Below are 24,902 nucleotides of genomic sequence, written 5' to 3' on the forward strand. Positions count from 1 at the left end.
ACGTTTCCATCTCTCTTGCAAGGGTGCACCGAGATGCCGATGAACCAGTTTCTTTTCGATCACCAGCTCGCCGCAATGAAGGTCGATCGCTCTGGCTCGCTGCGCGAGCGCAGTCTCGCAATCGAGCTGATGGAAGCGCGTGCGAAGACGGTAGCCGACTGGCGATTTGAGAACGGGCTGTCCAATATGGGATGGCCTGGCGAGGTCGTTTCTCCTGTCTCAAAAGGCGATAGGACGAACGCGCTCCCTGCCGCTGAGCCTAGGCCAGTCTGAGGCAACCTGAAAAAGCAGGCCTGCGGTCAATCCTGATCGAAGCTTAGTCCTTCGCACTTCCAAAAGCGGCCTTGCCGTCGCGTGCAGAGGTGTCGATCGCAGCGGGTGGATTGTCGTTCCACCACGGTGTGTCGGTCCAGGGACGCACATCGATTTCGTGGGTCCAGCAGTTTCTAGGCTGCTGCGCGAGATGCCAGTAAGTGTCGGCAAGGTTCGCAGGGTCGAGCACGCCATCTTCGCCCTTTGACGCCTTGTAGGCATCGAACTTGTCGCCAAGCAGCTTGCCGAGCGTGTCAGGCGCATCGACCGATCCGTCCACGACCACATGCGCAACGTGAATGCCCTGCGGCCCGAACTCCGCGTTCATCGTCTGGCACAGCATCCGGCGACCGCCCATCGCGGCGGCATGGCTGTGTTGCCCCGCATTGCCCCGCACGGCTGCCGTGGCCGAGGTGACGAGCAGCGTCCCGCCACCTCGCTCAAGCATCGCCGGGAACATCGCGTGAGCGAGCCGGAACAGCCCGAAGCACCCTAGCCGCCAACCCAGCTCGAACGTCCTGTGCGGCGTATCCAGCAAGCGCCGGTTCCCGATCTGCGCGCCTAGATTGTAAAGCGCGGTATCGATCGGCCCGATATCGCTCTCGATCCGGGCGACCATGTCCTCGATCGTACCATCCTCGCTTGCATCGACCATCATTCCCGTGGCGCTGCCGCCGCCGCTCTCGATGGCGCTGACGAGCCGGCCCAGACCTTCCTCGTCAGATCGCCGTGCCAGGACCGCGTGATACCCTTCACGTGCGAAGCGGGCGGCGACATGCCCCCCGATCCCCGCGCCTGCGCCAAGCACGAGACAGACCTTTTCAAACTTGCTCATATAAAGCTCTCCCGTACTTTCACGGGTGAGCTTAGTCTGATAGTCAGACTTTCTCAAGCGCCTGTTCGAAGTCGGCGATGAGGTCGTCTGCGTCCTCGATCCCGATGCTGATGCGCACCAGGCTATCGGAAATGCCGAGCATCTGGCGGCGCGCATGCGGCACAGAAAGGTGGGTCATCGAAGCCGGGTGGCTCGCAAGCGTCTCGGTCCCGCCAAGGCTGACTGCGAGCTTGGCGATGGTGAGGTTGTCGAGGAAGCGGAAGCACTCCGCCTCGCCGCCTTTGAGGAAGACGCTGAAGGTCGAGCCTGCACCCAGGCAATGCCGGTCGTAGATGTCCTGCTGGCGCTCATCCTCGATCATGCCGAGATAGCCGAGGCCTTCGACCTTGGGGTGATCTTTGAGGAATGCGCAGACCTTGGCCGCGTTCTCACCTGCGCGCTGCATGCGAAGTTCGACAGTCTCGAGGCTGCGCAGGAGCATCCATGCGGTGTTGGGATCGACGATGCCGCCCATCGTGTTGCGCAGCGCGCGAACCGGGTCCATCCACTTCTTCGCCCCCGCAATTGAGCCTGCGACGAGGTCCGAATGCCCGCCGACATATTTGGTCAGCGAATAGGCAACGATATCCGCGCCGTGGTCGAGCGGACGCTGCCACAATGGCCCAAGGAACGTGTTGTCGATTGCGATCGGGCAGGGCTTGCCCAGCACCTTGTCGCGCGCGGCCTTCACTGCTTCGATATCGACGAGCGCATTGGTCGGATTGCCCGGGCTTTCGAGGTAGATCATCGCAACCTGGCCGCCATTCTCGCCAGCCTGGCATTTGGCTTTCTCTATCACTTCCTCGATTTCCTCGGGCGACGCGCCTGCGGGGAAGTCGACATAGGTGACGCCGAACTTCGCGAGCACCTTTGCAACGAAGCCCTCGGACGCGGCGTAAAGCGGGCCCGAATGGACGATCACGTCGCCCTGGCTAACATAGGCCATCATCAGGATGCAGATCGCGGTCATACCGCTGGAGAAAGTCAGCGCATCTTCCGCGCCGTCCCAGATCGCGAGCCGGTCTTCGAGGATTTCTTGGTTCGGCCCGTTGAAGCGCGAATAGACGAGGCCTTCCGCGCCGCCCGGGCGCTTGCCGGTGATGCCTTCGAAGTGGCGCTTGCCATCGGCGGCGCTGGGGAATGCGAAGGTCGAGGTGAGGAAGATCGGCGCCTTGAGCGAGCCTTCCGACAGCTCAGGGTCATAGCCATGGCCCATCATCAGCGTGGATGGCTTCAGCGGGCGGCCTGCGATCTCGGTGCGCTCTGGCTTGGGCTTGCGGCGAGGGGTGGGCGTGTCGGTGGCGTCGATTGCGTCAGTCATGGCGCAGCGTCCTTCCTAAAAAAGCGCTCCCAGGAAGGCAGGAGCCGATTGGCAGGACGAACGGGGCACCCGCTTCTAACCTCCGCAGAAGCGCCTCTCCCCTCGGCCCTTTGAACGGGAGTTATCGCGCACTGGTTGCACTTGCAACCGGTTTGAGGCGAGCTTTCGGCAGGATCATGTGGGCAAACGAAACGGCCCCGCGCAAAGCATGTCACCTTGCGCGGGGCCGCCGAGGATCAGGCGAAAAACTATTCGACTTCGGGCGGCGCTTCGCCTTCGGCGTATCGGCCATCGCCGAAGATCACCATACCGGTGCGAATACCGGCACGCCGCGCCCGCTCGAGCTTCTCTGCTCGCTCTGCCATCAGCCTTTGAATGGCGGGATTAGTGCGAGTGAGGGTGGTCGCGCAGTTCGCGACATCGACGACGGGGGGTTGACCGCCATTCATGCCCGGGGGCTGGACGCAAAGGTTGGTGTAAGACGGCTCACGCTCACCGCGCGAAAGATCAGCGAGGTCCGTTTCGAGCGGTCGGTATGCGACCTCTGTGGTCTCGCTCACCAGCTCGCGCACTTCGTCACGTGCATATTGCGACAAGTGCGCGCGCAAATATTCGCTGTCCTCGAAATAGAAGCGCTTGGCTTCCTCGTATATTGGGCTCACGCGCAAGGCGCCGCCCCAGCGCTCAACACCGCGAAGCGAATTGACGAAGTCCTCAGCCGAAAGGGCAAGGAGCGGGTCGACATTCGCACCGTTGAACGCAAGCCGCTGAATCGAAGGGCCACCCAAGATGCCGCGCCAGAAGCCATAAATGACCTTGGGATCGCGCCAGTTGGGATAGACGATGCCTTCCCGGATATCACGCGGCGACAGCGCCACGCCGGCGACCGTCACCAGCTTGGCATCGTCGAGCGCGGTCTCGTTCGGACCGAACGTGCGGTCTTCAGGCTTCACCATCGGATACTCGCCCGAGAGCGCCTCAACCATCGCGACATTGTGCAGGTTCAGCCAGTAGGCGAGCTGCTCGTTGCGCGGCAGGCTTGAGATATCGAGCTCGGAGCCGACCCGCTCAAGATCGGCCCGATAGTCGCTGATCGCCTGCCTGATGTCAGGGGTGATATAGGAAAAAGCGAGCCGGTTGCCTTCGAGGCGAAGGCGAGATTCGTGCCCGTAAGTGCGGCGAGTGCCGGTGCGCGGATCGACGCGCGGCGCGGTTTCACGGATCGAAGGACCCATCGGCACCACCAGCCATTCAAGCGCTTCGTCCCAATGTTCGTAATCGATCCGATGCTCGCGCGGTTCGGCCTGCGGAGCAAAGCGAGCTAGCTCGGATTGGGCCTCCGCAGTGGCGGCGCTTGTCTGATTTTGAGCGGGCGACACAAAGGTCGTACTCTCGGCAGCGAGCGGCAAGGTGAGGCCGCTTGTAACAAAAAGAGCCGCAGCGAAGCGGTATTGCGTGGAATTGAACATAAAGTGTCTCCACCTGACAGTTTGCGTCCGAGAATCAAGACTTTAGCCTGAGTTCATGCACCTAGTATGAATGCGCGCGGCCTAGGTCATCAAGCCTATGATGCGCGCGAACCCTTTACTCGACCGCGTTCTTGTTCGGCGGATCGCCGGGCAGGTCGATATTGGAGAAGATCACGCGGCCGGTAGGCGCATCCTCGCGGCGCAGCACCTCAAGTTTGCGCTCGCGCTGAACCAGCAGAAGCGCCGCGCCTGGAGGAATACCTGGGCGGCTGCCACTGGATGACCCGTTGAGATAGTTTGCCCCGCGCGATCCGCCTGCCAGATCGGCGATATCCTGCTCCGCTATCGAAGCGCGGATTACGCCGGTTTCGGAGAGGATCTCCGTGACTTCTTCATTGGCATATTCGGCCAGATGCGCGCGCAGGTCATTTTCAAAATCTGGGAAGTAAAAGGGAGCCGCTTCGGTGTAGAGCCGCGAGACATTGAGCTGGTCGCCACGTTTCTGGGTGCCGCGAAGCGAGTTGACGAAGTCTTCTGCCGCCACGTCGAGAAGCGAGCCGACATTGTTGCCGGTATATGCCATGCGCTCAAGCGCCGGGCCACCGATCTCGCCGCGCCAGAAGCCGTAGATGACTTTCGGGCTCTTCCAGTTGGCAAAGACGATCCGCTCGCGGATGTCCTTGAGACTCATCGAAACGCCGGCAACCGTGATGAACTTCGCGCTATCGAGCAGTACGCCATCCACTTCGATCCGGTGCGGTTGGCGCACGGGCCATTCGGCCGCAATCTTCTCCATCAGCGCCACATTGTGGAGGTTGATCCAGAAGGCGAGCTGTTCGTTGCGTGGCAGGGTTGAGATGTCGAGCTTGTCGCCAACGCTTTCAAGGTCGCGGCGATATTCGGCAAAGCTTTCGATGGTCTCGGTCTGGAAGCTCGAGAAGGACACCATCGAACCTTCGAGGCGGTACCGCGAATTGTGCCCCTGGCGGATGCGCGTGCCCACCGGCGGGACTTCGGCATAGGGCCGCGACCTAGTGGAAGGCCCCATCGAGATCACGATGTTCTTGAGCGCGAAATCCCAGATTTCGTAGTCGATCCGGTGGCGGATCGGATCGGTCGTGGGCACGAATTTGGCAAAGGGGTCCACGCGCTCCCCGCCCGACTGGACCGAGGCATTAACAGCGCCGTCCTGCGCAGCCGCAAGCGGCGCGCCTAGAAGCGCAAGAGAACAGACGCCGAGAGCGGCGGCTTTGCGGATTTTGTTCATTAAAGAGCGTCCTTATTCGACCGCGTTCTTATTCGGCGGATCGCCCGGGAGGTCAATATTGGAGAAAATCACGCGGCCTGTCGGAATGTCGTCGCGCGCCATGCCTTCAAGTTTGCGCTGGCGATCGTTGAGATGCAGCCACAGCGGGATCGGTACGCGGCTGGACGGCGCATCGTCGTAGAACAACGGATTGCCTTCGGTCGAATTGAACAGATAGTTCGCAAAGCGCGCTCCGCCCGAAAGATCGGCTATGGTGCGATCGCGGATCGAGGCGTTGACCATGCTGGTCTTGGAAAGAATCTCGCTCACTTCTTCATTCGCATAGGACGAAAGGTGCGCGCGCACATCGGTCTCGAAATCGGGGAAGTAGAACGCGCGCGTTTCGTCATACAGAGTCGAGACATCGAGCCGGTCGCCGCGCTTTTGCGTCCCGCGCAGCGAGTTGATGAAGTCCTCCGCCGCGATATCGAGAAGCGAGTTCACATTGGCTGCGGTGTAAGCTTCGCGTTCGAGAGCCGGACCGCCGATTTCTCCGCGCCAAAAGCCATAAATCACCTTCGGGCTCTTCCAGTTGGCAAAGACGATGTTTTCGCGAATATCGCGCAGGCTAATCGGAATTCCGCGCACGGTCAGCCACTTGGCATCGTTAAGCGGCACGCCATCGATCTCAATCTCCGCCGGTTCGCGGGTGGGCCAATTGTTGGCGAGCTGTTCGAGCATCGCGATGTTGTGGAAGTTGAACCAGAAGGCGAGCTGTTCGTTGCGCGGCAGGCTGGCAATGTCGAGCGTATTGGTGATCCCTTCGAGTTCACGCCGATAGTCGCTAAACGCAGCCTTCGCATCGTTCTCCATAAACAGGAACATCACCTGGCTGCCTTCGAGCCGATAGGGTGACTTGTGCCCCTGACGGATCCGCGTGCCGACCGCTTCCGGACGACGGAAGGGAAGCTGCCGGATGCTCGGCCCCATCGAGACGACAATGTTCTTTAAGATGTAGTCGTAATTTTCGAAGTCGATGCGGTGGCGTACCGGTTCGTCGGTCGGTACGAATAGCGCGAAACGATCGCTGGAGGCAGGCTGACCAACCTCATTTGCCGCCGGTACGTATGATGCGCTTTGCTCGACATCGTCCGATTGGCGTTCCTGGGGAAGAGCGCTTTCCGCAGCCAGCGGCGTTGCAACCAGAGCGGCGAGGCTGGAAGTTGCGATCAGGAGGGCGGGAAACCGAAAGCTGGGCATGGGAGAGGCATCCTTGCTGCGATCAATGATGCAACGTTACATGCCCTAAATATCGCCTCTTTTCAAATAGGTAACAATGTTACCCGTGAGGGAAAGAAAAGGCCGCAGAACCTGTGTGGTAACTGCGGCCTTTTCTTCGGTCTTGGGTTGTGAAATCGAGTTATTCGACTTCGCCGTCGCCCTCTGGATCGCCCGGCAGATCGATGTTCGAGAAGGTAACTGTTCCGGTGCGGCCCTCGCGGATAATGCGCTGGAACTTCTCTTCGCGCTGGGCAAGGAGGCGCTGCATGCTCTGCGGAATGCGGAAGCTTGTCTGGTTGCCGTCGGCGCCCTGGATGTTCTGGTAGCTCGGCTCACGCACGCCGCCTGCAAGGTCGGCAATGTCGGGCTCGCTCACCGATGCTTCCAGGCGGCTCGTTCCGGCGAGCAATGTGGCGGTGTCCTCGTCTGCATACAGCGCGATATGCGCGCGCAGATCGGCTTCGAAATTGTCGAAGAAGAAGGGAGCTGCCTCTTGGTAGAGCTCAGAGACTTCAAGGGTTGAGCCTGTCTTTTGCGTACCGCGCAGCGAGTTCACGAAGTCACGCGCGCCGCGGTCGAGCAGGCGGGCAACGTTGTCGGCGTTGAAGGCTTCGCGCTGGATCGACGGTCCGCCGATCTCACCGCGCCAGAAGCCGTACATGACCTTGGGATCGCTCCAGTTGGCAAAGACGATCTTCTCGCGAATGTCGCGCGGGCTCATGGCGATGCCTTCGACCGTGATGAAGCGAGCCTCGTCGAGCGGCACGCCGCCGATCTTGATGTCACGCGGCTGGCGAACCGGCCAGGCATCGGCGATCTGTTCGATCATCGCGACATTGTGGAGATTGATCCAGTAAGCGAGCTGTTCGTTGCGCGACAGCGACTGGATATCGACCTGGTTGGCCACGCTTTCGAGATCGCGGCGATACTCGGTGAAGCTTGCCCGGATGTCAGCATCGAGGAAGCTGAACATGATCCGCGAGCCTTCGAGGCGATAGCGCGAGGTGTGCCCGTACTGGCGACGCGTGCCAAAGCTCTGCGGCGGGGAGCCAGCGGTTTCGCGAAGGCTCGGACCCATCGAAATGACGAGGTTCTTCATCGCCTCGTCCCAGATCGAATAGTCGATCGTGTGATCGATCGGCGCACCCTGGGGCGCGAAGGTTTCAAACTGGGGGTCGGCTGCGGGCTGCGCTTGAGCGGTGGCCGGGACAGCGGTGAAAGCGAAAGCGGATGCTGCCAGCAGAAGTGCCTGAATGCGGGGCATGTGCGTCTATTCCTTCCTGAAAGATGCGGCCCTTCTTGAGCGGAGCCTTTGGCGGGGTGGGTGGCCGGGGGACGAGGGCCGTGGGGATGATTTTGTTGTCGCGAGAGGAGTGGGACCGGTGCGTGGGGGATAGCCCGAAAGTTCGCAAAAGGGCCTGCGCCCCGGTCCGCGCCTCTGGTTTTATTGTATAACCTGCCTTGATCTACGAGTGTTCCCGGCAATCGGATGATTAGTGTTTTTCGTCGAAACCGATTGTCGTTCGTCGTCGCGGGTCAACGCTTTGTTGAAATGGCAATGACCCCTTAGTCCGGGCTCGGGCGAAATTCTTACAGACAAATTTCGCCGTTGATTTCTGCGCCCTGTAACTTGCGAGAATGGCGCAGCTATTTGAAGATGTGTTCCGGCTGGGCAGGGCCCGATTCGAATGAGTGGGGCGGCGATGAATTATCTTGATCTGATCCTCCTGATAAAGATCGCCGGAACTGGGCTTTTCGTTGGCCTGCCATTGCTGTTGATCCCGACCCCGCAGCTTGTGCGCTTGCTTGGGATCGAAGGAGCCGAAGCAGCGATGCCATTGATCCGGCTTTATGGCTGGGCGGTGCTTGCACTTCTCGTCGGCTACAGCTTTGGCCTCTCGTGGGTGGTAGGAGACACCTTTCCTCTTGGGGTGGTCACGATGGGACTGGTTTCAAATGCAGGCGCGACCGTGTTGCTCGTGATCACCGGCGCGTGGCGCAAGTCGATTGCATTGACCGTATTGCTCGGCTGCATCGCTCTGGCGCTCGCGTTTGCCCTGATTGATCAACCAAGCGTCATGCAAAGCCTGTGAGGGACGATCGCCCCATTTTGCCAGTCCAGCCGGGCGAGAAGTCAGAGCGGATAGCCGAGACGCTCGCTCTTGCATTCCAAGACGATCCGGCACTGACATGGCTGTTACCCAAGCCCGAACGTCGTCGCCGTGCGCTTCCGGCATTTTTCGCCGTGATGGCCGAGCAGTCGCATCGTCATGGTGAAGTGCTGGCTTCGCCCGATGCCGCCGCCGCATCCCTGTGGTATCCGCCCGGCGTGGTCACCGATGGCCTGATCGCGAGCTTTCGGGACAATCTCCGGCTTGCGCGGGTCTTTGGCCCGGCTCTCGCTCGCGGGCTCAAGCTGGCCGAAGCCATGGCCGCACGCCATCCCGATCCGCAACCGCATGTCTATCTGCGCTTCGTCGGCGTCGCGCCTGACGCGCAGGGCAAGGGATGGGGAGGGGCATTGATCCGAAGGGGCGTTGAGCATGCCGCCGCACAGGGCTTCGGCACACTTCTGGAAACCGCGACCGAAAGCAACGTCGCGATTTATGCCCGGCTGGGTTTTGAGATTATCGAGGAATGGCAGGTGCCGGATGGTGGGCCCAGATACTGGACCATGGTTCACCCGGCACCCTAAGGACGATAGACTCTTCCAAAGCAGACCTGTTCATCTTCAGGTGCTTGCTCTCCAATCCAATCGCTGTCCGTGCGATTTAGATCATCAGCATCCTCGCCAGATTCTGCGCCAAGACATGCTTCAAGGGTAATCACCTCGCGGTTGATTATCTGCCACGTCCCTGTCTCATCACGTCTCGTGTGGACCAGCCATGTGAGGTCATCCAAGCGATTGCTGGGTTGAACCATTTCGAAAGTGCGCTCTTTCATTGAGGAGTTGCCGGCAACCCATTCGAGCGGCTCAAATGTCACCTTGAATAAGACGCCCATGCAGATGTGGTCATCTCGACAGGGCGGCGGCCCTAAATACTCGCGCTCAGTTTCCCGCGCGACGAAGATCGCAAAGTCTGCCTGCTGATTGAGCGCGCTTTTGACTTCATTGTGATCGGTAGTTGCACATCCCGTAGTCAGCCCGGCACAAAGCAAAAGGGCGAAAGCGCCAAGCGCCTTCGCCCCAAAGCTTTTTGGCTGGGTAGCCATCCTACTTCGGCGCAAGCACCATCAGCATCTGGCGGCCTTCGAGGCGTGGGAATGCTTCGACCTTGGCGATTTCCTCGACGTCTTCCTGAACCCGCTTGAGCAGGTCCATGCCGAGATGCTGGTGAGCCATCTCACGGCCGCGGAAACGCAGGGTGACTTTAACCTTGTCACCCTGATCAATGAACTTGTTCACGTTGCGCATCTTCACGTCGTAGTCGTGCGTGTCGATGTTGGGACGCATTTTCACTTCTTTGATGTCCTGCGTCTTCTGCGTTTTGCGCGCGGCGTTGGCCTTCTTCTGCGCTTCGTAGCGGTACTTGCCGACATCGAGGAACTTGCACACCGGCGGGTCAGCGTTGGGGCTGACTTCGACCAGGTTGAGGCCCTTGTCCTGGGCCTGCTCAACTGCTTCGCGGGTGTACATTACGCCCAGATTCTCGCCTTCGTCATCGATGACGCGGACCTTGGGAACCTGGATAAACTGATCGTAGCGAGGGCCGCTTTTAGTTGGCGGGGCCATCGAACGCCGAGGTGGACGGGCTATGTGTGTTCTCCTGTTGTAGCCTGAGTCTTAGTGCGCCTTATGTAGTGTTTCGCCGCACAAAACTCCAGATGAGTCTTTGATCTATGTTCCGGGTGCGGGCGGCTTGGCCCGATCGGGTGGGCTAAGCAACCGCGCGATAAAGCGGAAAGGTGACCAATTTGCCCTTCGCGGGCAGCACGGCGTCGATGCTGTTCGCCGGGCTGAGTGCCTTCAGGATTTCGGGCGAGCCTGCATCCATTCCGCCGGTGTACGCACCAAACGCCGGAAGGATCATGCGATCGCCCGATGTCGGTGATCGGCTGATCACGCCGCAAGGTCGCGCGATGTGCCGGTTCCTGACATGCACGCGCATCTTGGGGTGGTAGTGACCCGAAAGCTCGGGCCGCGTCTCGCCCATGCGCGCTTCATGACGAAGGACGATGCCGGCGACGTCCATCTCGCTCGCAAGCTGAGCGCCAAAGCTACGGTGCATGTTCTCGTCATGGTTGCCCGTGATCCAGACCCAGTCGAGCGCGCGCGTCAGCGATTCGAGCATTCCAGCCGCATAGGGGTCGAGGCGCGAGACACCGTCATCATCGTGGAAGTTGTCTCCAAGCGTAATGACCCGGCGCGCGCCCGTTGCCTTGACCGTGTCCGCCAACCGCTCAAGCGTTTCGCGGCTGTCATAAGGTGGAAGCATCTGGCCATGGCTTGCAAACCAGCTTCCTTTTTCAAGGTGCAGGTCAGCAACCAGCAAAGCGCGCTCGCGCGGCCAGAAAAGCGCATTCGATTTGGTCAGGACAAGCTCTTCCCCGGCGAAGGGGAGTGGGGCGAACGAAACGGGAACCATTTGCCTCATCTGGCGCGATTGCAGGCGTTTGACAAGTGTCAAAGCGGGTGGACACTCATGCTGTCATCGGGCAATGCCAAGCCAAGACGGGAAGGGATCGACAAGCATGAGCGAATGGGCAGGCCATACGGGCCGCGCGAAGGAATGGTTTGAAGGTCTGCGCGACCAGATCTGCGCGGCTTTCGAAAGTATCGAGCGCGAGGCTGGCTCGGATGCGAGCTTTCAGTACACGCCTTGGAACCGCGAAGAAGAAGGCAATGACGACCCCGGCGGCGGGGTACAGGGCCTGATGAAGGGCAAGGTGTTCGAGAAGGTCGGGGTCAATGTCTCGACCGTTCGCGGACGCTTCTCCGAACAGTTCGCAAACCAGGTCAACGGCGCGAGTGTCGAGCACCCCGAGTTCACCGCGACCGGCATCAGTCTGGTCGCGCACATGCACAATCCGCATGTGCCTGCCGTGCACATGAACACGCGCTTCCTGACCACGCAGGCCGCATGGTTCGGCGGCGGCGCGGACCTCAACCCGCCGATCCCCTACGAGGAAGATACCGAGGAATTTCACGCGAGCATGCGGGCCGCCTGCATGGCCCACAATCCAACCTATTACGAACGCTACAAGAAGTGGGCGGATGATTACTTCTACATCCCCCACCGCGAAGTTCATCGCGGCGTGGGCGGGATATTCTACGACCACCTCGAATGCGAGGACGACAAGAGCTTCGACCGCAATTTTGCCTTCACTCAGGACGTCGGAAAGGCGTTTCTCGACATCTATCCCAAGCTTGTGCGCAAGCGGATGGAGAGCGAGTTCGACGATGCCGACGTTGCGCAGCAGCTCGAGTATCGCGGGCGCTATGCCGAGTTCAATCTGGTCTACGACCGCGGCACGATCTTCGGCCTCAAGACCGGCGGCAATATCGATGCCATCCTGATGAGCCTGCCGCCGCGCGCGACCTGGAGCTGATCCGCCTTACCCGTTGATCGCTCTTGCCGCGCAGCTACGGCGCATGCCTGAGGCAGCGTCTGTGCCCTTGAGCCAGCGTTGCAGGGCATCGCGCAGTCGCTGCAACTCAAGCGGCTTTGCGACGTGTTCCTGGATTCCAGCCTCTCGGCACGCCTCGATATCATCCTCGAATGCATTGGCGGTCAGGGCTATGATGGGCAAAGTCTCTGCATCAAAACCGGCGGCACGTATCGCGCGGGTAGCTTCCAATCCGTCCATGCGCGGCATCTGCAGGTCCATCAGGACCAGCGAGTAAGGTTTGCCGCGCGCATTTGCGGAAATGACCGCATCGAGCGCGGCGCGACCGTCTTCGACGAGGTCGAAATCGAGCCCCAATTGCTTGCCCATTTCGCGGATCAATTCCTGATTGATGTCGAAATCCTCGGCGAGCAGGATCCGGCAATTGCAGGCATCGCAAGGATTGGGATCAAAGCTCAGCGGCTCTTGTCGCGGCGGTACTTGCGCAGAAGCTGCTGGTACGAGCGGCAAGGTTAGGATGAAGGAGGAACCCAGCCCGACAGTGCTTGTCACGTCCAGCTCACCGCCCATCAATTCGGCAAGCTGACGGCTGATCGAAAGGCCAAGACCGGTTCCCCCGCGCCGGGTGCTGTTACCTCCATCGGATTGCGAAAACGGATCGAAGATTGCCTCGATCATTTCTTCCGGAATGCCTGTGCCAGTGTCTCTCACGATAAAGGCGATGCCTGATGGCGAGGGCTCGACGATGACGCTCACACCTCCGCGATCGGTGAACCGGATAGCATTGGCCACGAGGTTGCTCAGCACTTGCCGCAGGCGTAGCGCGTCCAGCATCGCGAACAGGGGCAGCGTATCTGATACCTGGCTTGAAAGCCCAATGACTTTTTCGCGGGCGAGCGGCTCGAAAAGTTGGATCGTACGTTTGACCAAGTGAGAGATATTCGCTGGCTCTTCCTTGACGCGGAACTCGCCGGATTCGATTTTCGAGAGATCGAGGATGTCATTCAACAGCGTCTGAAGCGCCTTCCCCGACTCCGTTATCAATTCCACATGTCGGGCCTGTTCGTGTGACAGATCACTGCGCGACAGCAATTCCGCAAATCCCATGACGCCGTTCATCGGTGTCCGGATTTCATGGCTCATTTTTGCAAGGAACGAGCTCTTGGCCTCGGCCATGGCGTTCGCTTCGTTGCGCGCGGTGCGCAATTCGCTTTGCATGACCTCGTCGTCGGTCCGGTCGCAAAAAACCCCGAACAAGGCGACCGGGGTGCCGTCTTCGCCGTACTCGACCAGCGCGGTGCTTTGAGTGTGGCGAACCGAACCATCGGCGCGGATCAGGCGAGCGCGAAACTCGAACGGGAGGCCGCTCCGACGCGATTGCTCGACGGCGTTCTCGACAATGTCGCGGTCATCTTCGTGAAACAGCTCTATCGCCTTGTCGAGAGGGGGCGGGGTCGTGCCTTTTATCCCATGGATGGCGAAGGTGCCGGGCGACCAGTAAACTTCGTTTGTGGCCAGATCGAGCCGCCAGTGCCCGACCCTTGCCGTTGTCTCGGTGAGTTCAAGAAGCCTGTTGGCTTCCTCCAGTTTGCGAAGCTTGGTCCGCAGGTCTGCATTCCTGAGCCGCGCCCGCTGGCGCGACACCGCTTCTCGCAGGAATACCGAGGCAAGCAGGCAAACAATGGCAGCAAGGCCAAGCTCGTCATTCGATCCTGTCTGGACGAGCCCCAGAACAATGGCCGCTACGGCCCCAACGCATGCGAGGAGGCACGCAAGGCTCGCGAGGTAAAGCCAGCGAATGAAAGAAAGGGAGCGCATATGGGACACCAGGAGTGGCTAGCGCGTTCATGACCAAGATAGCGTGCTCTCACCTGTAGGGACTAACCCCGATCACAACCTTTCATGCTTGCAAGCTTTGCGCTTGCCGGATGACGCGGTGCATCACATATTCACGTCAATGCTGCGCCAGTACGAACTTGTTGAAAGGGTCAAGGATTACGACCCTGAGGCCGACGAGGCCGCGCTTAACCGCGCCTATGTCTACACCGTGCAGAAGCATGGCAGCCAGAAGCGCGCGAGCGGCGATCCCTATTTCTCGCACCCGATCGAGGTGGCAGGTCTGATGACCGACCTTCAGCTCGATCAGGAAACGATCATGACCGCGCTTTTGCACGATACGGTCGAGGATACGCTCGCGACGATCGACGATATCGAGGAAAACTTCGGTCCAGAAGTAGCCCGGCTGGTCGATGGCGTAACCAAGCTGTCAAAGATCGAAGCGATGCCGGAAAACGAGCGTGCGGCGGAAAACCTGCGCAAGTTCCTGCTCGCCATGTCCGAGGATATTCGGGTTCTGCTGGTCAAGCTGGCCGACCGGCTGCACAATATGCGCACGCTCCACTTCATCAAGAAGCCCGAAAAGCGCCAGCGCATCGCGCGCGAGACGATGGATATCTACGCGCCGCTCGCTGAGCGTGTGGGCATGTACGAATATATGCGCGAGATGCAGGCGCTCGCCTTCAAGGAGTTGGAGCCCGAAGCCTTCACCACCATTACCAAGCGCCTCGATGAACTGCGCGGCAAGGATGGCGGGCAGGTCGATGCGATTGCGCTGAAGATCAAGCAGGCGCTGGCCGAAGCGGGGCTTCAGGTCGAAGTCTCGGGCCGCGAGAAGCACCCCTATTCAATCTGGACCAAGATGAGCGAACGCCACGTCTCGTTCGAGCAGGTCACCGACATCATGGCCTTCCGCGTCCTGACCGAGGACGTCGCGGACTGCTACCGGGCGATGGGCGTTCTGCACACGACGTGGCAGTTCCTTCCGGGCAAGTTCAAGGACTACATCTCGACGCCCAAGAACAACGGCTATCGCTCGCTTCACACCTCGCTGATGTACGAAAACTCCATGCGCGTCGAAGTGCAGATTCGCACGCGCGAAATGCATCAGAGGAATGAATTCGGCCTCGCCGCGCATTGGGCTTATAAACAAGACGACAAGGCCGATGGGCAGGTCGGCTGGCTGCGCGATCTGATCGAGATCGTGGACGCGAGCCACGATGCAGAGGAGCTGCTCGAGCACACGCGGCTTGCGATTTATCAGGACCGCATCTTCGCTTTCACGCCCAAGGGTGCGCTGTTTCAGCTGCCGAAGGGATCGACCGCGGTCGACTTCGCTTTTGCGGTTCACACCGACCTTGGCCTTGCGACCGTGGGTGCCAAGATCAACGGTCGGCACATGCCGCTTCGCACGCAGCTGACGAATGGTGACGTGGTCGAGATCATCAAGGGTGCAGGCGCGGAGCCGCAATTGTCGTGGCTTGGCTTCGTCGTCACCGGCAAGGCGCGCGCGGCAATCCGGCGTGCGGTGCGTTTGAAGGAGCGCGACGAGATTGCCGAGATCGGCTCGAAACTGTTCGACGCCATCGCTGCCCGCGTGCCTGCGCGCATTGGCAAGAAAGCGATCCGCAAGGCGGTCGAGCGGCTCGGCATGGATGAACCTGATGACCTGATGTTCGCGGTGGGCGCGGGCAAGATTTCCGACCGCGAAGTCATGGAAGCGCTTGTTCCCGGCTGCACGGCCGAGTTCGAAGAGGACGAGGAATGGTCAAAGCATGAGCGCCAGATCTCGATCCGTGGTCTGACGCCCGGCGTTGCTTTCGAATTGTCAGAATGCTGCCACCCGCTTCCCGGCGACCGGATCGTGGGTTTGAGGCGCAAGGGCGAGCGCGTGGCGGTCCACACGATCGACTGTCTCGAACTGGCAAGCGGCGTCGACACCGACTGGCTCGACCTCAACTGGGGGCGCCGCTCGCATGGCGCGGTGGGTCGACTGACCGTGACGATCTATGACCGGCCCGGTACGCTGGCAGAGATGGCGGGCGTGTTTGCGCAGAACAAGATCAACGTCAAAAGCCTGATCCAGACACAGCTCGACCATCCTTTCACGACGTACGAGATCGACGCCGAGGTCAACGACCTCGCACACCTCACCCGTATCCTGAGCGCCCTTCGCGCGAGCGACGCGGTTGCACAGGCCGACCGTATCTGATGGCCGTTCTCGGTCTCGACCACGTCCAATTGGCCATACCCGAAGGCGGCGAGGACGAAGCTCGCGAGTTCTTTGCCGGCCTGTTCGGTATGCGCGAGGTGCCAAAACCGGCGAACCTGTCATCGCAAGGTTGCTGGTTCGAAAGCGGGACACTCAGCCTCCATATCGGCGTTGACCCAGACTTTAGCCCCGCCAGCAAAGCGCACCCGGCGCTGCTCGTCGACGACATTGATGCGCTAGAAACCGCACTTGCCAAAGCCGGATACGAGACCAAGCAAGACAAGCGGGTCGAGGGTTATCGCCGCTTCTTCACCAAAGACCCGTTCGGCAACCGGATCGAAATTATGCAGCGGACCGCTCAGTAACTGCACGCGTACCTCGCATGGTTAAATCCGGGTTTACTCAATTTTAGGGAGCATCGCTTTAGGGTTCCTGATCAAACTTCCCGGTTTGATTTAGGGGGAACTGTAGTGAATATTCAGTCTGCCGGCTTTGTGCCTGCAACGGACGTCGAGGATGGGTTCGGGCGTGAGAGCGAAGAGCACACGCACGCCTGGCATGAGCGTCTTTCTCTGGCCGTAAAGCTCAAGGCTGTGGTGTTCGCGAGCACGCTTGTCACCTTCGTGCTGGCTGGCGCGATCCTCGGGACGATGACTTACTTCAGTCACGCTGGCGAAGATCTTCGCGCGCTCAGCACGGCCGATGCCAGCAGTGCCAATGCCTCGGTCCAGCTTTACAATGCTCGCGACGACATCACCGCCTTTGCGCAAAGCGGTGATGGGGCCGACCTTACCGCATCGCGTGAGGCGCTCGACGAAGCTTCAACGCTTCTTACCGGCGCACTCAGCAGTGATGTCAGCCGACTGGACGCCGGTCTGCTCAATGCCATAACCACCGCAGGACGCGATGTGGAGCGCATTGCTCAGCAAGCCTCAGCGACAACGCCGAGCGCTGAAGAGGCCGGATCAATCGCCGCGCGGATTGATGAAATCAACGCATCGCTTCAGATCGCGACCGATGGCTTGAACCAACGTTCCACCCAAGCAGCCGAGCCAGTTTTCGCAGGTATCGCCCGCTCGCTCGTTTTTCTACTCGTCCTTTTTATCGCGCTGACTTTCGCCTCTTTCGTAGGATCGCGCCGCATCGCCAGCAGCGTTTCGGGCAAGATCACCGAGATGACCCATGCCATGGAAGAAATTTCTCAAGGGGCGTCGGACACAGTCATTCCTGGCCGCGAACGCAGCGATGAAATCGGTGCGATGGCTCGGGCGCTGGAGGTCTTCCGCAGCAGCGCAGAAACCTTGCGTGAAATGACCGACTCGCGTGCGCGCGAAGTCGAAGAGCAACTGGCTCAACAACAAGATGTGAGCGAGCAGATGCGCAAACTGCGCCTTGAAAAAAGCCAGCTGCTCGAAGGGCTCGCTGACGGGTTCGAGGTGTCAGTCGGCGAACTAATCACCGCTGTCTCAGCGGCATCGGAACAGCTCAAGGCGACCTCGAAACAGATGGTCAGCCTTGCAGATGGCTCGAACAATCAGGCCGACAGCGCCAGCGATGCGATGGAAAAGGCAACCGCGAACGTTACAGCGGCCGCCGCAGCAACGGACGAGTTTGCGCTTTCGATCACCGAGATCAGCCGTCAGGCTTCTGCATCGGCGACGCTTGCGCGCGATGCGACCACTCTCGTCGCAAGCGCGAACACGCGCATGAACGACCTTGCGAAAGCGGGGGAAGAGATCGGCGAGATTGCCGGTCTCATCCAGACCATCGCTCAGCGCACGAACCTGCTTGCTCTTAACGCATCGATCGAAGCGGCGCGCGGCGGCGAAGCGGGCCGCGGTTTCGCGGTCGTCGCGAGCGAGGTGAAGGAACTTGCCATGCAAACCTCGAACGCGACCAGCTCGGTCGCCGAGAAGATTCAGACGATGCAGGATTCCACGCGCTCAAGCGCGGGCGACCTGACATCGATCGTCGAACAGATCGGCGAACTCGAACAGGCTGCAGTCATGATCGCGAGCGCGGTGGATCAGCAATCGGTTTCGGGCGAGGAACTGGCGCGCAATATCGACACTGTAGCCGAAGGTTCGCGCCAGGTCAGCCAGCGCCTCACCGAGTTGCGTAAAGCTAGCGAGGAAACCGGCACGGCTGCCGATGACGTGGTTGCCAGCGCAAACGCCCTGGGCGACCATGCCGATGATCTTCGCACGAAGGCCGGCCGCTTTATCGCTGATGTCCGCCGCTCGGCTCGCGACCTCGAGGTGGGCGGCTAGCGCGTTGCGTAAAGCAGCACGATTACAAGGACGATCGTGTAGACCGCAATGCCGCCGGCAATGGCTAGCTGATTGAAGCGAGGGCCCAGCGTCGCCTGCGCCATCTGGCCGACCTGCCCGAGCAGTTGCGGCCACGTGTAGCCGACGAAATCGCCCTGCGACATCACCGCGATGAGGCGCTTGTCTTCGTCGACGATAGGCAGTCGGCGAAACCTCTCATTCGACATGATCTGCATCCAGTCGAGGATCTGATCGTCCTTGTGAGCAGCGCGCACTTCGGTGGTCATCACTTCGCTGACCGGCGTGGTCTTTGGATCGCGGCTTGCTCCGATCACGCGGCGGAAGATGTCTCTCTCAGTCATGACACCAAGAACGCGATCGTCCGGATCCGTCACGAAGATGGAGCCGAAGTTCTTCTCTGCCATCTGTGTCACGGCGTCGAAAACCATCGTGTCGGGCGTGCAGGTGAGTGGCGGGGCCTTGCTTGCGAATTCTGTGCGGTCGGCGATCCTCATGTCAGCATATCCTCGTAAAGCCACGCGTGGCGACGATGCTGAGCCGTATCGCGTTTGAGGTCAAGAGCGCCGCGAAGACCGAAAAACCGCGCGAAACGTCCAGTAGAGGAGGCCTCGCAATAGCGCTTGCGCGATCGCTCGGGTGATTGAGGGGGTTCTGAGTGTGCGTTTTGTATATCCACCATGCTAAAACTTACGCAAGATACAGCGCGCCGGATGCAAAATGCTTGAGTTTCACAGGATTGTGATGTGCACCTCGACTTTGTCACCGGCTGCGAGATCCTCTGCCCGCATGACTTTTTTCGATACCAAGAGGGCCCATTCGGATTTCTTGTTTTGCGGAAAGACCGAGCTCTTCCAGACCGTATCGCCGATGCAGGCGCTAACTTTGACGGACCCGAAACCGCGCGAGCGCCCGTATTCGAGCTTCTCCATCAGCGCGTGACCAGAAATGGCCTCCGCCTCTTCGCCGGTGAATGTGACGAGGTGATAGACCGCCTTCTCGCCCTGCCAGCGGCGCAGGGGCAGGATGTCGGTGATGGTTTCACTCACTCTTCGTCCGCATATTCGAAGGGGCGCACCGGCACCGGGATGTTGCAGATATCTGCGCCGCCAGCTGGGACGATAAAGAACGGATCACGACGATTGGCGCGGGCGTCCGCGTACTTTGCGAAGGTCTCGCTTTCGGTTGAGAGGTACTCGAACAGCGGACGTTCATCCTCAGGCAGGTCGCTGGCGACACGGATCGAGAGGATCGGCGTGCGCTTGTCGGCTTCCTCTTCGGTGTAGAACCCAAGCGTACCCGAACCGCGCGGCAATGACGACAAATGCTCCATCCCGCTAACGATCCGGCCGACAAGCGCGATGTTGCGGTCGAGATGACGCGGTGCGTGGCCGATCACGGTGTAAAGCTCCGCGCCAGAGCCAGTGTCGGGCGAGTAATTTCGGCCGACGCCAACCATGCCATAGCAGTGGACGGGCCAGAACTGGTTTGCCGGTTCCTCCGCGTTTCCAAAACTGCCGGTGACCGGCCAGCCCAAAGAAAACGATGCAAGCTCACCATAGGCATCGCCCGTCTCGAGTTTGATGGGCGGTGGAGTCTCGCCGCTTTCAAGTGCCTCGGTGAATGTTGCGGGCAGTTCGATTGCGCCGTTTGCCGCGATCATCGCATTGCGCATCATCGCAGCACCGAGCGTGTAATTGATGCGTGGACGTCCACGCGGATCGGGAACGCTGATAAGGCCAGTCGCAGCATAGTCTGCTTCGCTCATGACGTTCAGCCCGTCGGGCAAAGGCTTGGTCTCAGTCTCCCCGTTTTCGGGGTTGTCGTATCCCGGATCACCCCACTGGACGACGTAATTGTCCTGCACGCGGTTTACCGAAATCCCATCATACCACTCAGCGCGCGCAAGAGCGCGGATGTTCTCGACCCAGCCTTGTGAGAAAGGCTCGGGCATGAGCTGGATCACAACCTTGCGCGCATTGCCATGCGCATCAGGGGCAAGCGTCATTACGAGCAGGTCTTCCGCCTCGATCGCGACCCATTCCTCTTGCGCGGCCGTATTGACGATTTCGTTAGGCGAAGGAGCGCCCTCCGGCGCCTCCTGAGCTACAGCGGACGAGGCGAATGCGGCGATGGCGGCGAGCGTGAGCAGGTGCTTTTTCATGGAAAGCTTCTTGCCATCGGGGGCGCTCAAAAGAAAACCCCTTTCCACGCGTTTTCGAGGGCGGAAAGGGGCTCTTCAGACAGCGTTCGCAGCGAATTTCTACGCGCGCAGCGCCATCCAATGCGACTCGTTTACCACAATTCGCCTCGGCCAGAAACCATTGGCGACAAGCCGTGGTTGCGATCCGGTTGTTTCGTGGCTAGAGGCACGCCTTCGCGCTTCCGTGTGTACCGGTCAGGTGCTGCGGTGGCCCTGATGGGAAGCTTGTCCTCAAGCAGCAAAGCAGTGGGACAGCCAAGGCGCGGAGCAGTGGCCGAGTGGTCGAAGGCGCACGCCTGGAAAGTGTGTATACGGTAACCCCGTATCGAGGGTTCGAATCCCTCCTGCTCCGCCACCCTTCCACATTGCCGGCAACCCCTGCACTGGCTTCGCCACCTCGCGGAGCGTGCAGCATTTGGAATGGCTTCAAGCCTGCAATCAGGGGGCGCGCCGTCTAGCGTCCATCCTGTACACATCTTGCCATGTCTCGCCTTCATCGCGCGATATAGCCAGCATCCAGGTAAAACTGTCGTCGATGATCGGAGTGAATGTTATCCGCCGCATCGGGTCGAATGCGGGCGTTATATAGTGCATCACGATCGTGCCATCCTCTTGAAGCTCGCCGGTCAGTTGGTTCATCGCCTGACTTCCTTCGCCGGTATAGATGATGTCCCACTTCCCGGTTTCCGGGTCGACCATACGCACAGTCATGCCAAACACTCCGGTTCGCGAGCGAAAGAAGTCGGTGACCGCAATCCCGTTGCCAAGGCAATGGAAGTCCCACTCGCCGCCCGGACCCTCCTGCCAGGTTCCGTCCTCGGTGATCATGCTGTCATCAAAGACCCAATCGCCGAGATAGCGACCGAAAGCAGACGTGTTGCCATCTCGACAAGCCGCGGCCTGCGCTTCGGGATTCGTTTTATCCGGGTCCACAAATGGTGACAGCGAAGAGAGAGGCGATCCGACTAGGACAAGGCCTGCTCCCAGCAGCGAAAACATACTCATGCAAAACTCCCGATTTTCGAGCCATGCCTGGCATGGCCACTGTTTTTGTTGCCAAATTGCAACGATGCGGCCCTAATTAGTACGAATCGGACTAATTGCAATTGCTAATGGTGCGAATCGGACTAACTATGCCCTGGACACGGTCGATATCGGATCGCCGTCTTGCAAATCAGGGGATTTCTCAGTGCAAATTTCTCAGACACGTCGCCGGCTGTTCGGATCCTGCGCCGCACTTTCAATCGCGATCGCAGCATCGCCTGTAAGCGCGCAGGACCTTGAAGAGCCTGCTGAGGACGTCACTTCGAACGTCACCGACGGAGAGGCTGAATCGGGTGGCCGGATTGTCGTTACCGGGTCGCGCATCCTCTCTGACAGTGCTGCCTCGACGCAGCCATTGCAGGTGCTCGACGCCCAGAACATTGCTCAATCAGGCGTCACCAATATTCAGGACCTGCTTCTGGAAAATCCCGTCTTCGGCGCGCCGACCTTCGCGCGCACCAATAACGCCTTTGGCGTGACCGGTACCGGGGTTGCCACAGTCGACCTGCGCAACCTCGGGATCGCCCGGACCCTTGTCCTCGTGAACGGTCGCCGCGTAGTGGGCGGACTTGCAGGGACCAACACGGTCGACCTCAACGTCATCCCAACCCAGTTCATTGGTCGTATCGATATCCTGACGGGCGGCGCATCTTCGCTCTATGGCTCCGACGCGATCGCGGGTGTGGTCAACTTTGTCTATCGCGACGATCTGGAGGGACTAAACCTCGAAGGTCGCTATGGCATCACCGAACAGGGGGATGCAGAGGACTATCGCCTGAATGCCACATTCGGCGGATCAATCGCTGACGGGCGAGGGCGCTTCATGCTCCACGCCGGTTATTCCGATCAAGGTCAGCTGCTATCGCGCGAGCGCAGCAACACTCTGGTCGACGATATCGACCTGTTCCGCCTGAGCGGCGACCCGGCCGATTTCGGCACTCCTAGCGAGCCCTTCTTCTCAAGTTTCCCGCCTCAGGGACGCTTCGATGTGAATGGCACTGCCAGCAACGCCGACGACTTCACCTTCAATCCTTCTGGTGTCCTGCAACCGTGCTTCTCCACAAACGGAACCCCGAGCTGTACCGCATTTGACGGTTCGCCAGCGAGCGGACCAAATGGCTTCAACCGTCAGTTCTTCCGCACGCTCGCATCGCCGGTTCAGCGCTATGTTTTCGCGGGCACCGCTGAGTATGAAATCACATCCGGCGTCACGGCCTTTCTTGAAGGTACCTACGTCAAGACACAGAGCGCACGGATCATCGAGCCGTTCCCCTCATCGTCGAGCGGGACCAACGGACTGTTCCCGGCAACCGGTCGTGCCCCGATTGAAACCCGTGTGCTGGTCGATAGCGACGGCGACGGCGTGCTCGACAGTTCCGAAATTCGGGTCAATCCACTCGTGCCGGACGAAATCGTCGCGGCAGCTTCCGATCTTGACGGTGATGGGCTGCGCGATATCGGCTTCGTTCGCCGCCTGCTCGAGGTGGGTGAGCGTACCAACGACACCACCCGCGATTTCTTCCGCGTGGTGGCCGGATTGCAGGGCGAGTTCGCCGATGGGCAATTCCGGTGGGATGTCAGCTACAATTACGGCCAGACCACGGAGAACCAGCGTTCGGCTGGCGCCCTCAACGTGCCAAACTTCCAGCAAGCATTTGCCGCTGTGGCGGACATTGACGACGTCGATGGCGACGGCGACACGACCGAAGTGATCTGTGCAAGTGCCGATGCCAGAGCACAGGGATGTGTGCCGGTAAACATCTTCGGGCAGAACGCGATTTCCCCAGAGGCACTCGCCTATATCGACGCCCCAGGCTCGTTCCAGACGGAGATTGAACAAAGGGTCTTCCAGGCAAACCTTTCAGGCGAATTGTTTGAGATTTGGGGCGGCCCGGTCGGCTTCGCGACAGGCATCGAATATCGCGAGGAGGCTTCGCTCGCCGACTTCAACTCTCTGACCAACCAGGGCCTCAACGCGAGTAACCAGATCCCTGATACGCAGGGCGAATTCGACGTGATCGAGGGGTTCGTCGAAGTGCGCGTCCCGATCCTGAGCGACGTACCTTTCTTCCGCACGCTTGAACTCGCTGGGGCAGTCAGGCTTTCCGATTATTCGACTGTCGGTTCAGTGACGAGCTGGAACGGACAGGTCCTCTGGGAGCCGATCGATGATATTCGCTTCCGCGGGACTTATTCGAGGGCGGTACGTGCACCAAATATTGGCGAGCTGTTTTCCGCTCAATCGCAGACCTTTCCGCCGGGTCTCACCGATCCTTGCGTTGGCATCGGCCCAAGTGGCGGCGGCATTCTCGGCGATACGTGCCGCTCGTTCGCGGGGGTGAACGACAACATCGCATTGAATGGAGTTTTCACACTCAACCAAGCCGATATTCAGGGCATCAGCGGCTTCAATGGCGGCAACCCGAACCTTACTGAGGAAACCGCTGATACTCTGACGCTAGGCCTCGTCATCAACCCGCGTTCGATCGAGCCGCTGCGCAATCTGACACTGACAGTCGATTACTTCGACATCGAAATCGAAAATGTGATTGCAGCGCCGACAAGGCCTTTCACGCTCGATCAGTGCTTCAACAAGGGCAATCAGGTCTTCTGCGACCTCATCACCCGCCGTGCAGCCGGGGACAGCACCAACAGTGCCGGTTCGCTCGAATTCGTGAATGCGATCCAGTCCAATGGCGCGCTTCGCGAGACCGAGGGTGTGGACGTGACAGTCCAGTACAATACATCGCTAGACGGGATCGGGCTCGAAAACGCCAATCTCAACCTGTCCGGCGCGTATACGCACCTGATCAAGCTCAATTTCTTTCCTGCCGTTGGCGAGCCTGCGAACCCGCTGGCCGGGGAAGTTGGCTCGGCCAAGGATCGTTTCACAACGACGGCCCTGTTCGATTTCGGCGCAATCAGCTGGGGGCTTACAGGTACATACATTGGCGCATCGACCGAAGACGACCAGTTCTGCTCGGCGTTCGGACTTGATGCGGGCTGTTTCCGGCAGGGAGCGGAGTTCAATCTCGACACGCAGGTAGTGTTCGACATCGACGAGCTTCAGATCTTTGCCGGCGTCGACAACCTGCTTGATAATGATGCTCCGAACCTGCTGACCGGCACGACATTTAATGCGACCAGCACGGATACTGCATCTGGTGTCTACGATATCCTTGGTCGCCGGTATTACGCCGGTGTCCGCTTCCGCTTCTAAGGACAGGACGAAATCTCTTCCCCGCGTG

General features: G+C 59.8%; 22 protein-coding genes and 1 tRNA gene. 9 read left to right on the forward strand and 14 right to left on the reverse strand.

Features of this window, described 5'->3' with window-relative positions; genetic code table 11:
* Positions 1-39: 39 nt before the first annotated feature.
* Positions 40-273 carry a hypothetical protein gene (locus tag AC0V6T_RS01925; protein ID WP_486123852.1) on the forward strand — a complete coding sequence of 78 codons (234 nt, stop codon included), beginning with the start codon at positions 40-42 and terminating at the stop codon, positions 271-273.
* A 43-nt stretch (positions 274-316) separates the two neighbouring features.
* Here the strand turns inward: AC0V6T_RS01925 and AC0V6T_RS01930 are convergent, their stop codons facing one another.
* From AC0V6T_RS01930 to AC0V6T_RS01955, 6 genes are all read right to left on the reverse strand, one after another.
* Positions 317-1,147: an SDR family NAD(P)-dependent oxidoreductase gene (locus tag AC0V6T_RS01930; RefSeq protein ID WP_486123853.1), complete on the reverse strand. Its 831-nt coding sequence runs from the start codon at positions 1,145-1,147 to the stop codon at positions 317-319.
* Positions 1,148-1,190: 43 nt separating this feature from the next.
* Entirely contained in the window at positions 1,191-2,507 is a 1,317-nt protein-coding gene (locus AC0V6T_RS01935; protein WP_007165106.1) for a cystathionine gamma-synthase family protein, read from the reverse strand.
* A 248-nt stretch (positions 2,508-2,755) separates the two neighbouring features.
* Positions 2,756-3,976 carry a DUF547 domain-containing protein gene (locus AC0V6T_RS01940; RefSeq protein WP_486123855.1) on the reverse strand — a complete coding sequence of 407 codons (1,221 nt, stop codon included), beginning with the start codon at positions 3,974-3,976 and terminating at the stop codon, positions 2,756-2,758.
* A 115-nt stretch (positions 3,977-4,091) separates the two neighbouring features.
* Positions 4,092-5,243, reverse strand: coding sequence for a DUF547 domain-containing protein (locus AC0V6T_RS01945; RefSeq protein ID WP_486123857.1), 1,152 nt, complete (start codon positions 5,241-5,243; stop codon positions 4,092-4,094).
* Between the two features lie 12 nt (positions 5,244-5,255).
* Positions 5,256-6,482, reverse strand: a complete 1,227-nt coding sequence (locus AC0V6T_RS01950; RefSeq protein ID WP_486123859.1) for a DUF547 domain-containing protein — start codon at positions 6,480-6,482, stop codon at positions 5,256-5,258.
* 160 nt (positions 6,483-6,642) lie between these two features.
* Positions 6,643-7,767 (reverse strand): DUF547 domain-containing protein, encoded by a 1,125-nt coding sequence (locus AC0V6T_RS01955; protein ID WP_486123861.1) that lies wholly within the window; start codon positions 7,765-7,767, stop codon positions 6,643-6,645.
* Positions 7,768-8,206: 439 nt separating this feature from the next.
* Here AC0V6T_RS01955 and AC0V6T_RS01960 point away from each other — a divergent pair, with 439 nt between their 5' ends.
* Positions 8,207-8,596, forward strand: coding sequence for a hypothetical protein (locus AC0V6T_RS01960; RefSeq protein ID WP_486123863.1), 390 nt, complete (start codon positions 8,207-8,209; stop codon positions 8,594-8,596).
* A 17-nt stretch (positions 8,597-8,613) separates the two neighbouring features.
* Entirely contained in the window at positions 8,614-9,198 is a 585-nt protein-coding gene (locus tag AC0V6T_RS01965; protein ID WP_486123865.1) for a GNAT family N-acetyltransferase, read from the forward strand.
* Here the strand turns inward: AC0V6T_RS01965 and AC0V6T_RS01970 are convergent.
* The 3 genes from AC0V6T_RS01970 to pdeM all read right to left on the reverse strand — a co-directional run bounded on the left by AC0V6T_RS01970 (position 9,195) and on the right by pdeM (position 11,089).
* Positions 9,195-9,716: a hypothetical protein gene (locus tag AC0V6T_RS01970; protein ID WP_486123867.1), complete on the reverse strand. Its 522-nt coding sequence runs from the start codon at positions 9,714-9,716 to the stop codon at positions 9,195-9,197. The genes AC0V6T_RS01965 and AC0V6T_RS01970 overlap by 4 nt on opposite strands.
* A 1-nt stretch (position 9,717) precedes the next feature.
* Positions 9,718-10,236, reverse strand: a complete 519-nt coding sequence (gene infC / locus AC0V6T_RS01975; RefSeq protein WP_007165099.1) for a translation initiation factor IF-3 — start codon at positions 10,234-10,236, stop codon at positions 9,718-9,720.
* 145 nt (positions 10,237-10,381) lie between these two features.
* Positions 10,382-11,089 carry a ligase-associated DNA damage response endonuclease PdeM gene (pdeM, locus tag AC0V6T_RS01980; RefSeq protein ID WP_486123869.1) on the reverse strand — a complete coding sequence of 236 codons (708 nt, stop codon included), beginning with the start codon at positions 11,087-11,089 and terminating at the stop codon, positions 10,382-10,384.
* A 106-nt stretch (positions 11,090-11,195) separates the two neighbouring features.
* On the opposite strand from pdeM, the gene hemF reads away from it, so the two are divergent.
* A complete protein-coding gene (hemF, locus tag AC0V6T_RS01985; RefSeq protein WP_486123871.1) occupies positions 11,196-12,053 on the forward strand; it encodes an oxygen-dependent coproporphyrinogen oxidase in 858 nt (285 codons plus the stop codon).
* Positions 12,054-12,059: 6 nt separating this feature from the next.
* Here hemF and AC0V6T_RS01990 read toward each other — a convergent pair whose 3' ends face one another.
* Positions 12,060-13,889 carry an ATP-binding protein gene (locus AC0V6T_RS01990; RefSeq protein WP_486123873.1) on the reverse strand — a complete coding sequence of 610 codons (1,830 nt, stop codon included), beginning with the start codon at positions 13,887-13,889 and terminating at the stop codon, positions 12,060-12,062.
* A gap of 139 nt (positions 13,890-14,028) precedes the next feature.
* On the opposite strand from AC0V6T_RS01990, the gene AC0V6T_RS01995 reads away from it, so the two are divergent.
* From AC0V6T_RS01995 to AC0V6T_RS02005, 3 genes are all read left to right on the forward strand, one after another.
* Positions 14,029-16,119, forward strand: a complete 2,091-nt coding sequence (locus AC0V6T_RS01995; RefSeq protein WP_007165095.1) for a RelA/SpoT family protein — start codon at positions 14,029-14,031, stop codon at positions 16,117-16,119.
* Positions 16,119-16,484, forward strand: coding sequence for a VOC family protein (locus AC0V6T_RS02000; RefSeq protein WP_486123875.1), 366 nt, complete (start codon positions 16,119-16,121; stop codon positions 16,482-16,484). Before AC0V6T_RS01995 ends, AC0V6T_RS02000 begins: the two co-directional genes overlap by 1 nt.
* A gap of 105 nt (positions 16,485-16,589) precedes the next feature.
* Positions 16,590-18,389, forward strand: coding sequence for a methyl-accepting chemotaxis protein (locus AC0V6T_RS02005; protein ID WP_486123877.1), 1,800 nt, complete (start codon positions 16,590-16,592; stop codon positions 18,387-18,389).
* Here the strand turns inward: AC0V6T_RS02005 and AC0V6T_RS02010 are convergent.
* The 3 genes from AC0V6T_RS02010 to AC0V6T_RS02020 all read right to left on the reverse strand — a co-directional run bounded on the left by AC0V6T_RS02010 (position 18,386) and on the right by AC0V6T_RS02020 (position 20,571).
* A complete protein-coding gene (locus tag AC0V6T_RS02010; protein ID WP_486123879.1) occupies positions 18,386-18,904 on the reverse strand; it encodes a CBS domain-containing protein in 519 nt (172 codons plus the stop codon). The genes AC0V6T_RS02005 and AC0V6T_RS02010 overlap by 4 nt on opposite strands.
* Before the next feature lie 234 nt (positions 18,905-19,138).
* Positions 19,139-19,456 (reverse strand): DUF1905 domain-containing protein, encoded by a 318-nt coding sequence (locus AC0V6T_RS02015; RefSeq protein ID WP_486123881.1) that lies wholly within the window; start codon positions 19,454-19,456, stop codon positions 19,139-19,141.
* Positions 19,453-20,571, reverse strand: a complete 1,119-nt coding sequence (locus AC0V6T_RS02020) for a peptidylprolyl isomerase (protein ID WP_486123883.1) — start codon at positions 20,569-20,571, stop codon at positions 19,453-19,455. Before AC0V6T_RS02020 ends, AC0V6T_RS02015 begins: the two co-directional genes overlap by 4 nt.
* Before the next feature lie 303 nt (positions 20,572-20,874).
* Between AC0V6T_RS02020 and AC0V6T_RS02025 the strand changes: the two genes are divergently transcribed.
* Positions 20,875-20,965: transfer RNA gene (locus AC0V6T_RS02025), tRNA-Ser, on the forward strand.
* 83 nt (positions 20,966-21,048) lie between these two features.
* On the opposite strand, the gene AC0V6T_RS02030 is transcribed toward AC0V6T_RS02025, so the two are convergent.
* Positions 21,049-21,615, reverse strand: coding sequence for a hypothetical protein (locus tag AC0V6T_RS02030; protein ID WP_486123885.1), 567 nt, complete (start codon positions 21,613-21,615; stop codon positions 21,049-21,051).
* Positions 21,616-21,799: 184 nt separating this feature from the next.
* Between AC0V6T_RS02030 and AC0V6T_RS02035 the strand changes: the two genes are divergently transcribed.
* Complete coding sequence (locus AC0V6T_RS02035) at positions 21,800-24,874, forward strand: TonB-dependent receptor domain-containing protein (RefSeq protein WP_486123887.1); 3,075 nt, start codon at positions 21,800-21,802, stop codon at positions 24,872-24,874.
* The last annotated feature ends 28 nt before the right edge of the window (positions 24,875-24,902 follow it).

Source organism: Erythrobacter sp. S158 (genome assembly GCF_057364915.1).

What these genes read in the sequence shown, in the direction of transcription:
- AC0V6T_RS01925 (WP_486123852.1), top strand. Translation starts at nt 40, where the DNA reads ATGAACCAGTTTCTTTTCGATCACCAGCTCGCCGCAATGAAGGTCGAT.
- AC0V6T_RS01930 (WP_486123853.1), bottom strand. Translation starts at nt 1,147, where the DNA reads ATGAGCAAGTTTGAAAAGGTCTGTCTCGTGCTTGGCGCAGGCGCGGGG.
- AC0V6T_RS01935 (WP_007165106.1), bottom strand. Translation starts at nt 2,507, where the DNA reads ATGACTGACGCAATCGACGCCACCGACACGCCCACCCCTCGCCGCAAG.
- AC0V6T_RS01940 (WP_486123855.1), bottom strand. Translation starts at nt 3,976, where the DNA reads ATGTTCAATTCCACGCAATACCGCTTCGCTGCGGCTCTTTTTGTTACA.
- AC0V6T_RS01945 (WP_486123857.1), bottom strand. Translation starts at nt 5,243, where the DNA reads ATGAACAAAATCCGCAAAGCCGCCGCTCTCGGCGTCTGTTCTCTTGCG.
- AC0V6T_RS01950 (WP_486123859.1), bottom strand. Translation starts at nt 6,482, where the DNA reads ATGCCCAGCTTTCGGTTTCCCGCCCTCCTGATCGCAACTTCCAGCCTC.
- AC0V6T_RS01955 (WP_486123861.1), bottom strand. Translation starts at nt 7,767, where the DNA reads ATGCCCCGCATTCAGGCACTTCTGCTGGCAGCATCCGCTTTCGCTTTC.
- AC0V6T_RS01960 (WP_486123863.1), top strand. Translation starts at nt 8,207, where the DNA reads ATGAATTATCTTGATCTGATCCTCCTGATAAAGATCGCCGGAACTGGG.
- AC0V6T_RS01970 (WP_486123867.1), bottom strand. Translation starts at nt 9,716, where the DNA reads ATGGCTACCCAGCCAAAAAGCTTTGGGGCGAAGGCGCTTGGCGCTTTC.
- infC (WP_007165099.1), bottom strand. Translation starts at nt 10,236, where the DNA reads ATGGCCCCGCCAACTAAAAGCGGCCCTCGCTACGATCAGTTTATCCAG.
- pdeM (WP_486123869.1), bottom strand. Translation starts at nt 11,089, where the DNA reads ATGGTTCCCGTTTCGTTCGCCCCACTCCCCTTCGCCGGGGAAGAGCTT.
- hemF (WP_486123871.1), top strand. Translation starts at nt 11,196, where the DNA reads ATGAGCGAATGGGCAGGCCATACGGGCCGCGCGAAGGAATGGTTTGAA.
- AC0V6T_RS01990 (WP_486123873.1), bottom strand. Translation starts at nt 13,889, where the DNA reads ATGCGCTCCCTTTCTTTCATTCGCTGGCTTTACCTCGCGAGCCTTGCG.
- AC0V6T_RS01995 (WP_007165095.1), top strand. Translation starts at nt 14,029, where the DNA reads ATGCTGCGCCAGTACGAACTTGTTGAAAGGGTCAAGGATTACGACCCT.
- AC0V6T_RS02000 (WP_486123875.1), top strand. Translation starts at nt 16,119, where the DNA reads ATGGCCGTTCTCGGTCTCGACCACGTCCAATTGGCCATACCCGAAGGC.
- AC0V6T_RS02010 (WP_486123879.1), bottom strand. Translation starts at nt 18,904, where the DNA reads ATGAGGATCGCCGACCGCACAGAATTCGCAAGCAAGGCCCCGCCACTC.
- AC0V6T_RS02020 (WP_486123883.1), bottom strand. Translation starts at nt 20,571, where the DNA reads ATGAAAAAGCACCTGCTCACGCTCGCCGCCATCGCCGCATTCGCCTCG.
- AC0V6T_RS02030 (WP_486123885.1), bottom strand. Translation starts at nt 21,615, where the DNA reads ATGAGTATGTTTTCGCTGCTGGGAGCAGGCCTTGTCCTAGTCGGATCG.